8 protein-coding genes are annotated in these 6,600 nt (G+C 68.0%); 6 read left to right on the top strand and 2 right to left on the bottom strand.

All coding sequences use genetic code 11. From position 1 onward, the window contains the following. Window positions 1-210: 210 nt before the first annotated feature. Window positions 211-693, bottom strand: a complete 483-nt coding sequence (locus tag JNL41_RS05610; RefSeq protein WP_293473292.1) for a GNAT family N-acetyltransferase — start codon at window positions 691-693, stop codon at window positions 211-213. Window positions 694-801: 108 nt separating this feature from the next. Between JNL41_RS05610 and JNL41_RS05605 the strand changes: the two genes are divergently transcribed. Beyond that, window positions 802-1,317, top strand: a complete 516-nt coding sequence (locus tag JNL41_RS05605) for a DUF2939 domain-containing protein (protein WP_293473291.1) — start codon at window positions 802-804, stop codon at window positions 1,315-1,317. Window positions 1,318-1,349: 32 nt separating this feature from the next. Next, window positions 1,350-2,144 carry a dienelactone hydrolase family protein gene (locus tag JNL41_RS05600; RefSeq protein WP_293473290.1) on the top strand — a complete coding sequence of 265 codons (795 nt, stop codon included), beginning with the start codon at window positions 1,350-1,352 and terminating at the stop codon, window positions 2,142-2,144. A 3-nt stretch (window positions 2,145-2,147) separates the two neighbouring features. Here the strand turns inward: JNL41_RS05600 and JNL41_RS05595 are convergent, their stop codons facing one another. Further along, window positions 2,148-2,549, bottom strand: coding sequence for a DUF805 domain-containing protein (locus JNL41_RS05595; protein WP_293473289.1), 402 nt, complete (start codon window positions 2,547-2,549; stop codon window positions 2,148-2,150). 155 nt (window positions 2,550-2,704) lie between these two features. On the opposite strand from JNL41_RS05595, the gene rbfA reads away from it, so the two are divergent. The 4 genes from rbfA to pnp form a co-directional block, all read left to right on the top strand. Then, window positions 2,705-3,154: a 30S ribosome-binding factor RbfA gene (gene rbfA / locus JNL41_RS05590; protein WP_293473288.1), complete on the top strand. Its 450-nt coding sequence runs from the start codon at window positions 2,705-2,707 to the stop codon at window positions 3,152-3,154. A gap of 1 nt (window position 3,155) precedes the next feature. Then, a complete protein-coding gene (gene truB, locus JNL41_RS05585) occupies window positions 3,156-4,097 on the top strand; it encodes a tRNA pseudouridine(55) synthase TruB (protein ID WP_293473287.1) in 942 nt (313 codons plus the stop codon). 17 nt (window positions 4,098-4,114) lie between these two features. Further along, window positions 4,115-4,384 (top strand): 30S ribosomal protein S15, encoded by a 270-nt coding sequence (rpsO, locus tag JNL41_RS05580; RefSeq protein ID WP_293473286.1) that lies wholly within the window; start codon window positions 4,115-4,117, stop codon window positions 4,382-4,384. 242 nt (window positions 4,385-4,626) lie between these two features. Next, window positions 4,627-6,600: polyribonucleotide nucleotidyltransferase (pnp, locus tag JNL41_RS05575; RefSeq protein ID WP_293473285.1), on the top strand; the 1,974-nt coding region annotated here is incomplete at its 3' end.

Below are 6,600 nucleotides of genomic sequence, written 5' to 3'. Positions count from 1 at the left end.
CGTCCTGCAGACGCTCAAGCGCTTCAAGGACGAGGTCAACGAGGTGCCCGCGGGCCAGGAATGCGGCATGGCGTTCCAGGGCTTCCAGGACATCAAGGCCGGCGACACCATCGAGTGCTTCAACCTCGAAGAGGTGAAGCGCACCCTGGCCTAGGGCGAACGCGCACGGCGAAGATCAGAGGGCGGTTGCAGCGATGCAGCCGCCCTTTCTCATTCCCCTGGGGGCCGTTCCATCGTGAAGAAGGCGCTGGGGGTGGCGAAGCCCATGTCGCGGTCGTCCTGGCGGACCATGCCGATACGCTCCAGCACGCGCTGGGAGCCGAAGTTCTGCGGCTCGGTGAAGGCGATGAGGTAGGGCGCGTCGGTGTGGGCGAAGGCCCACCCGGCGACGGCGCGGGCCGCCTCGGTGGCCAGGCCCTGGCCCCAGAACTCGGGGCGGAAGGCGTAGCCCAGCTCGAACTCGCCGCTGGCGCGCCAGAGGCTGAGGCCCGCGCGGCCCACGAACACGCCCTCGCGCGTGTGGACGACCCACTTCGAGTGGCCGCGCTGGGCGTGTTCGGCCACGAAATCGGCCAGGACGGCGGCGATCTTGGCGTCGTCCCAGACGCCGCCCATGTAGCGGCCCACCTCCGGGTCGCGATGGAGTTCGGCCAGCAGGTCGAAATCGTGGGTCGTGAAGGGGCGGAACGTCATCCTCGGCGTTTCGAGGATGGGCGCTGCGGAGCCGGGTTCTTTCATCTGCGGTTTCACCTCGCTATGCGAGTTCCCGGTGTTGTAGCGCAGCTTGAGCGGAGGATGGATATGCGTGTGTTCCTCTTGGCCCTGGTGGCCCCCCTCGTGGCTCTGGTGCTGTCGAGCTGCGCCACGGTGCAGAAGCTGGACGCGGGGGGCGACGTGCATGCGCTGCTGATCTCGATCCGCGACGACGACCGCGCGACCTTCGACGCCCTGGTCGACCGAAAGGCGCTGCGCCTGGAGATCGAGGACCGGCTGGTGGCCGAGGCGCGCCGCGACGGCCGCGTGCCGACGGGCCTCGCCGCGGTCCTGGCTCCGGCGCTGTCGAAGCTGGCCGGCGACACACTGATCCAGCCCGACGTGTTCCGCTCGGTCGCGGCCTACTACGGCTACCGCCGCGACACGAAGATCCCCGGGCCGGTGGGTATCTCGACGAGGCTGAGGCAGATGCCGGACGGCCGGGTCTGCGCGGTGACCAAGCCGGAGGGGCCCTGTCTGCTCATCTTCGCCCACGCCCCGGACGGCCGCTGGAAGCTCTCGGGCTTCGAAGGCGACATCGGCATGCTGCAGATCAGGCGCTGATCCGGCTAAGCTCCCCTGAAACGGGGGGCGGAATGACCGACGCGGCGGTGCTCGAGGGCTTCGAGAAGATCAGGTTCAAGGCGGGGAAGTGGACGCGCGACGTCTACAAGCGCGGGTCGGGGCCGGCGGTCATCGTCATCCATGAGATCCCCGGGCTGCACCCGCTGGTGCTGGCGTTCGCCGAGCGGGTCGCGGCGGCCGGGATGACGGTCTACTGCCCGAGCCTGTTCGGGACGCCGGGCAAGCCGGCCAGCCGCGGCTATGCGCTGGCCGAGGTCGCCAAGGCCTTCTGCGTGCGCCGCGAGTTCTATTTCTGGGCCCGCGACCGTTCGAGCCCGATCGTGGACTGGCTGCGGGCCCTGGCCCGGCAGGCGCACGCGGACTGCGGCGGCAAGGGCGTGGGCGCGGTCGGCATGTGCTTCACCGGCGGCTATGCGCTGGCGATGATGACCGAGCCGTCGGTGGTGGCGCCGGTGCTGTCGCAGCCCTCGATGCCCATCGCGCCGAAGACCGGCTCTGGCCGTGCGGCCTTCGACTGCTCGGCCGCCGAGATCGCCTGCGCGCGCCGCCGCTTCATCGACGAGGACCTCTCGATGATCGGCCTGCGGTTCAAGACCGACGAGCTGGTCCCGGACGAGCGGTTCGCCCGCTACAAGGCCGAGTTCGGCGACCGCTTCGAGGGCCACGAGTTCGAGGACGCCGACGCCAAGCCGGCGTTCATCCCGCCGCACTCCGTCCTGACCCTGCACCTCGCCGACGACGGCCCCACGAAGGCCGCCGAACAGCGGGTGATCCAGTTCTTCAAGGAACGGACGGGCGCGCCCTAATCGTCAGTCGAACACGGCCGCCGCGTCCGCGGGATACTTCGGCGAATTGCCGTGCGCGTTCTCGCCACGGCGGCTGTCCCGGAAGCCCAGGAGGGCCAGGCTGATCACGTTCCCGACGATGGGCAGGAAGCCGACCATCAGGAACCAGCCGGACAGGTTCTGGTCGTGCAGCCGCTTCACGCTGGTCGCGAGGTTGACCCAGACGATGACGACCGCGATCGCCGTGCCGATCATGCCAAAGCCGATGGTCGCGGCGACGTTGCCGCGGGCGTTCATCGCCGCGGCGGCATAGCTGGCGACGACAAAGACGACGAAGGCGCCCACCGCGACGCCGAGCTGCGCAAGCCACCAGTGGCGGCGGCGCATACGGCCGTGGAAATCGAACAGCATCTCGCGAGTGAGCATGTGGCCCCCCGGCACAACCCCGGCGAGTCTTGTCGACCAGCGCCGCGATGTCCAGCGATGCGGGGTGGACACGCGAACGTCGCGGCCCTAGAAGCCCGCGCTTTCCTGCGCGCCGCGTCCGATCCGCGGGCCAGGGTGACGAAGGCTCTGATCCCATGAAACGTCCCGCCACAACCCGGCGCGCGCCCACCGGTCCGTCGCAGCGGCAACTGCGCGCGGGCGAACTGGTGCGTCATGCGCTGGTCGAGATCTTCCGCGAGGAGGAGATCAACGATCCGGTGCTGGCCGGCGTCTCGGTGACCGTCACCGAGGTTCGCGTGAATCCCGACCTGCGCCACGCCACGGTCTTCGTGGAGCCTTTGGGCGGCGAGCACGCCGACGAGGTGGTCAAGGCGCTGAACAGGCACTCGAAGTTCGTCCGCGGCCACCTGGGGCGGATGATCGACATGCGCTTCACGCCCGACCTGCATTTCCGCCACGACGAGAGCTTCAACGAGGCGGCGCGGATGGCGAAGCTGTTCGATGATCCCCGTGTCCGCCAAGACCTCGTCGGCCAGGACCTGACGCCCCAGCCGCCCTCGGATTCCTGGAAGGACGAGGACTAGCGTGGCCCGCCGCAGGAAGGGCCAGGCGATCTCGGGCTGGATCAACCTCGACAAGCCCTACGACCTGACCTCGACCCACGCCGTCGGCCGCATCCGCCGCCTGTTCGACGCTCAGAAGGCGGGCCACGCCGGCACGCTGGACCCGTTGGCCACCGGCGTGTTGCCCATCGCGCTGGGCGAGGCGACCAAGACCGTCCCGTTCATGGTCGACGCCGACAAGGGCTACCGCTTCACCATCGAGTGGGGCCGCACGACCGCGACCTACGACCGCGAGGGCGCGACCCTGGCGGAGTCGGACGTGCGCCCGACCATCGCCCAGGTACAGGCGGTGCTGCCGCGCTTCATCGGCGAGATCGACCAGATCCCGCCGGCCTATTCCGCCATCAAGGTGGACGGCGAGCGCGCCTACGACCTGGCCCGCGCCGGTGAGACGGTGGAGTTGGCCGCACGCATGGTGCGCATCATCGACGTCCGGGTCGCCGACGCGCCGGAGAACGCGGGGGACGCCGATCACGTCACGCTGGAGATGGACTGCGGCAAGGGCACCTATGTCCGCGCCCTGGTCCGCGACATCGCCGAGGCGCTGGGCGCGTGCGGGCACGTCAGCGCGTTGCGCCGCACGCGCGTGGGGGCGTTCACCGAGCAATCGGCGGTCGCACTGGAATTGCTTGAGGATTTGGGCTATGAGGCCCGCCAATCGGAGGCCCTGCTTCCGGTCGAGACCGCGCTGGACGACATCCCGGCGTTGGCCGTGACCGACGAAGACGCCTTCCGATTGAAGCAGGGACGATCGATCGTTCTCGTTCCCCGACAGGTGGACGCTGTGAAGGCCAGGCTCAAGCCGGGCTCGCGCACCGTTTCGGCGATGTCGGGGGGAACGATGGTGGCGCTCTGCGAGATGCGTGCGGGACGGCTCGAGCCCTCGCGCGTCTTCGATCTCTAGCCGAGCAGGAGAACCCGATGTCGATCACGGCCGAACGTAAAGCCGAAGTCATCAAGTCCCATGCCCGCGGCGACGCGGACACGGGCAGCGCCGAAGTCCAGGTGGCGATCATGTCCGAACGGATCGCGAACCTCACCGAGCACTTCAAGACGCACAAGAAGGACAACCACTCGCGCCGGGGCCTGCTGAAGCTGGTCTCCGCCCGCCGTTCGCTCCTCGACCACCTGAAGAAGTCCGACGTGGCTCGCTATCAGGCGCTCATCGAGAAGCTCGGCCTGCGCCGCTAGTCCTGCGACCGGACCCGTTTCCCGCCCCCTTTGCCTTGTGGGTGGGAACCGGGTCCGTTTCATTTGAGGCTGCTCCTCCGTCACAGGCCGGGGGATGGATGCGGCAAGGGGGCGAGTTCAGCCCCAACACGCCGAGGGTCGAGAGCGATCCTCATAGCCTGTGCCATTGGAGAGGATTCGTAGAGACGATCCCCTGTCCGCGCCCGCCGGGAATGCGCCCGCGGGACCAGAAAGAAGCCAAAATGTTCGATATCAAACGCAAGACGATCGAGTGGGGCGGCAAGACGCTGACGCTCGAAACCGGCCGCATGGCCCGTCAGGCCGACGGCGCCGTCCTGGCCACCTACGGCGAGACCATGGTCCTGGCGACCGCCGTGTTCGCGAAGAGCCAGAAGCCCGGTCAGGACTTCTTCCCGCTCACCGTGAACTACCAGGAGAAGTTCTACGCCGCGGGCAAGATCCCCGGCAGCTTCCCCCGCCGCGAGGGTGCGCCCTCGCAGAAGGAGACCCTCACCAGCCGCCTGATCGACCGTCCGATCCGCCCGCTGTTCGTGAAGGGCTTCAAGAACGAAGTGCAGGTCGTCACCACGGTGCTGGCGCATGACCTCGAGAACGATCCCGACATCGTCGCCATGGTCGCCGCTTCGGCCGCCCTGGTGATCTCGGGCGCGCCCTTCATGGGCCCGATCGGCGCCGCGCGCGTCGGCTTCGTGGATGGCGAGTACATCCTGAACCCGACCCTCGACGAGATGAAGGAGTCCAGGATGGACCTCGTCGTCGCCGGCACGCAGGACGCCGTGATGATGGTGGAGTCAGAGATCCAGGAGCTTTCGGAAGCTGAAGTCCTGGGCGGCGTCACCTTCGCCCACAAGGGCATGCAGGCGGTGATCGACGCGATCATCGAGCTGGCCGAGCACTCGGCGAAGGAGCCTTTCGAGTTCGTCGCCGACGACACCGACGCCATCAAGGCCGAAGTGAAGAAGGCCGTCGGCAAGGACCTGGCCGCCGCCTACAAGATCGTCGCCAAGCTGGAGCGCCAGACGGCGGTCGGCGCGGCCAAGGCCAAGGCCGTCGAGAAGTTCGGCAAGTCGGACGAGAACCCGGCCGGCCTGGCCCCCGACAAGCTGGGCTCGATCTTCAAGGATCTGGAAGCCGACGTCGTGCGTCGGAACATCCTCGACACCGGCGTCCGCATCGACGGCCGCAAGGTGGACCAGGTCCGTCAGATCGTAGCCGAAGTGGGCGTGCTGCCCCGGGCCCACGGCTCGGCGCTGTTCACCCGCGGCGAGACCCAGGCGCTGGTCGTGGCCACCCTCGGCACCGGCGACGACGAACAGCTCATCGATGCCCTCGAGGGCAAGTACTATGAGAAGTTCATGCTGCACTACAATTTCCCCCCCTTCTCGGTCGGGGAAACGGGCCGCATGGGCGCGCCGGGCCGCCGCGAAGTCGGTCACGGCAAGCTGGCGTGGCGGGCCATCCGTCCGATGCTGCCGGCCTATGACGAGTTCCCCTACACGATCCGCCTGGTCTCGGAGATCTTCGAGTCGAACGGCTCGTCGTCGATGGCCTCGGTCTGCGGCTCGTCGCTCGCGCTCATGGACGCCGGCGTTCCGCTGAAGAAGCCGGTGTCGGGCATCGCCATGGGCCTGATCCTCGAGAGCGACGGCTTTGCCGTCCTGTCGGACATCCTGGGCGACGAGGACCACCTCGGCGACATGGACTTCAAGGTGGCCGGCACGCACGACGGCATCACGTCGCTGCAGATGGACATCAAGATCGCCGGCATCACCGAGGAGATCATGAAGAAGGCCCTCGAGCAGGCGAAGGGCGGCCGCGAGCACATCCTCAACGAGATGAACAAGGGCCTCGAAGCCCCGCGTGATCACCTCGGCGAGTTCGCTCCGAAGATCGAGACCATCAAGATCGCCGTGGACAAGATCCGCGAGGTGATCGGCTCGGGCGGCAAGGTGATCCGCGAGATCACCGCCGAAACCGGCGCCAAGGTCGACATCGGCGAAGACGGTACGATCAAGATCGCGGCCGCCGACCAGGCCAAGATCGACGCGGCCCGCGACTGGATCAAGTCGATCGCCAGCGAGCCCGAGATCGGCACGATCTACACCGGCAAGGTGGTCAAGATCGTCGACTTCGGCGCCTTCGTGAACTTCTTCGGCGCCAAGGACGGCCTGGTCCACGTGAGCCAGATCGCCGAC

The sequence above is a fragment of the Phenylobacterium sp. genome, assembly GCF_016793285.1.
Lineage (GTDB): Bacteria > Pseudomonadota > Alphaproteobacteria > Caulobacterales > Caulobacteraceae > Phenylobacterium.
This window is presented reverse-complemented; position numbering and strand designations above follow the sequence as displayed.

What these genes read in the sequence shown, in the direction of transcription:
- rbfA (WP_293473288.1), top strand. Translation starts at nt 2,705, where the DNA reads ATGAAACGTCCCGCCACAACCCGGCGCGCGCCCACCGGTCCGTCGCAG.
- JNL41_RS05610 (WP_293473292.1), bottom strand. Translation starts at nt 693, where the DNA reads ATGACGTTCCGCCCCTTCACGACCCACGATTTCGACCTGCTGGCCGAA.
- rpsO (WP_293473286.1), top strand. Translation starts at nt 4,115, where the DNA reads ATGTCGATCACGGCCGAACGTAAAGCCGAAGTCATCAAGTCCCATGCC.
- JNL41_RS05605 (WP_293473291.1), top strand. Translation starts at nt 802, where the DNA reads ATGCGTGTGTTCCTCTTGGCCCTGGTGGCCCCCCTCGTGGCTCTGGTG.
- JNL41_RS05600 (WP_293473290.1), top strand. Translation starts at nt 1,350, where the DNA reads ATGACCGACGCGGCGGTGCTCGAGGGCTTCGAGAAGATCAGGTTCAAG.
- JNL41_RS05595 (WP_293473289.1), bottom strand. Translation starts at nt 2,549, where the DNA reads ATGCTCACTCGCGAGATGCTGTTCGATTTCCACGGCCGTATGCGCCGC.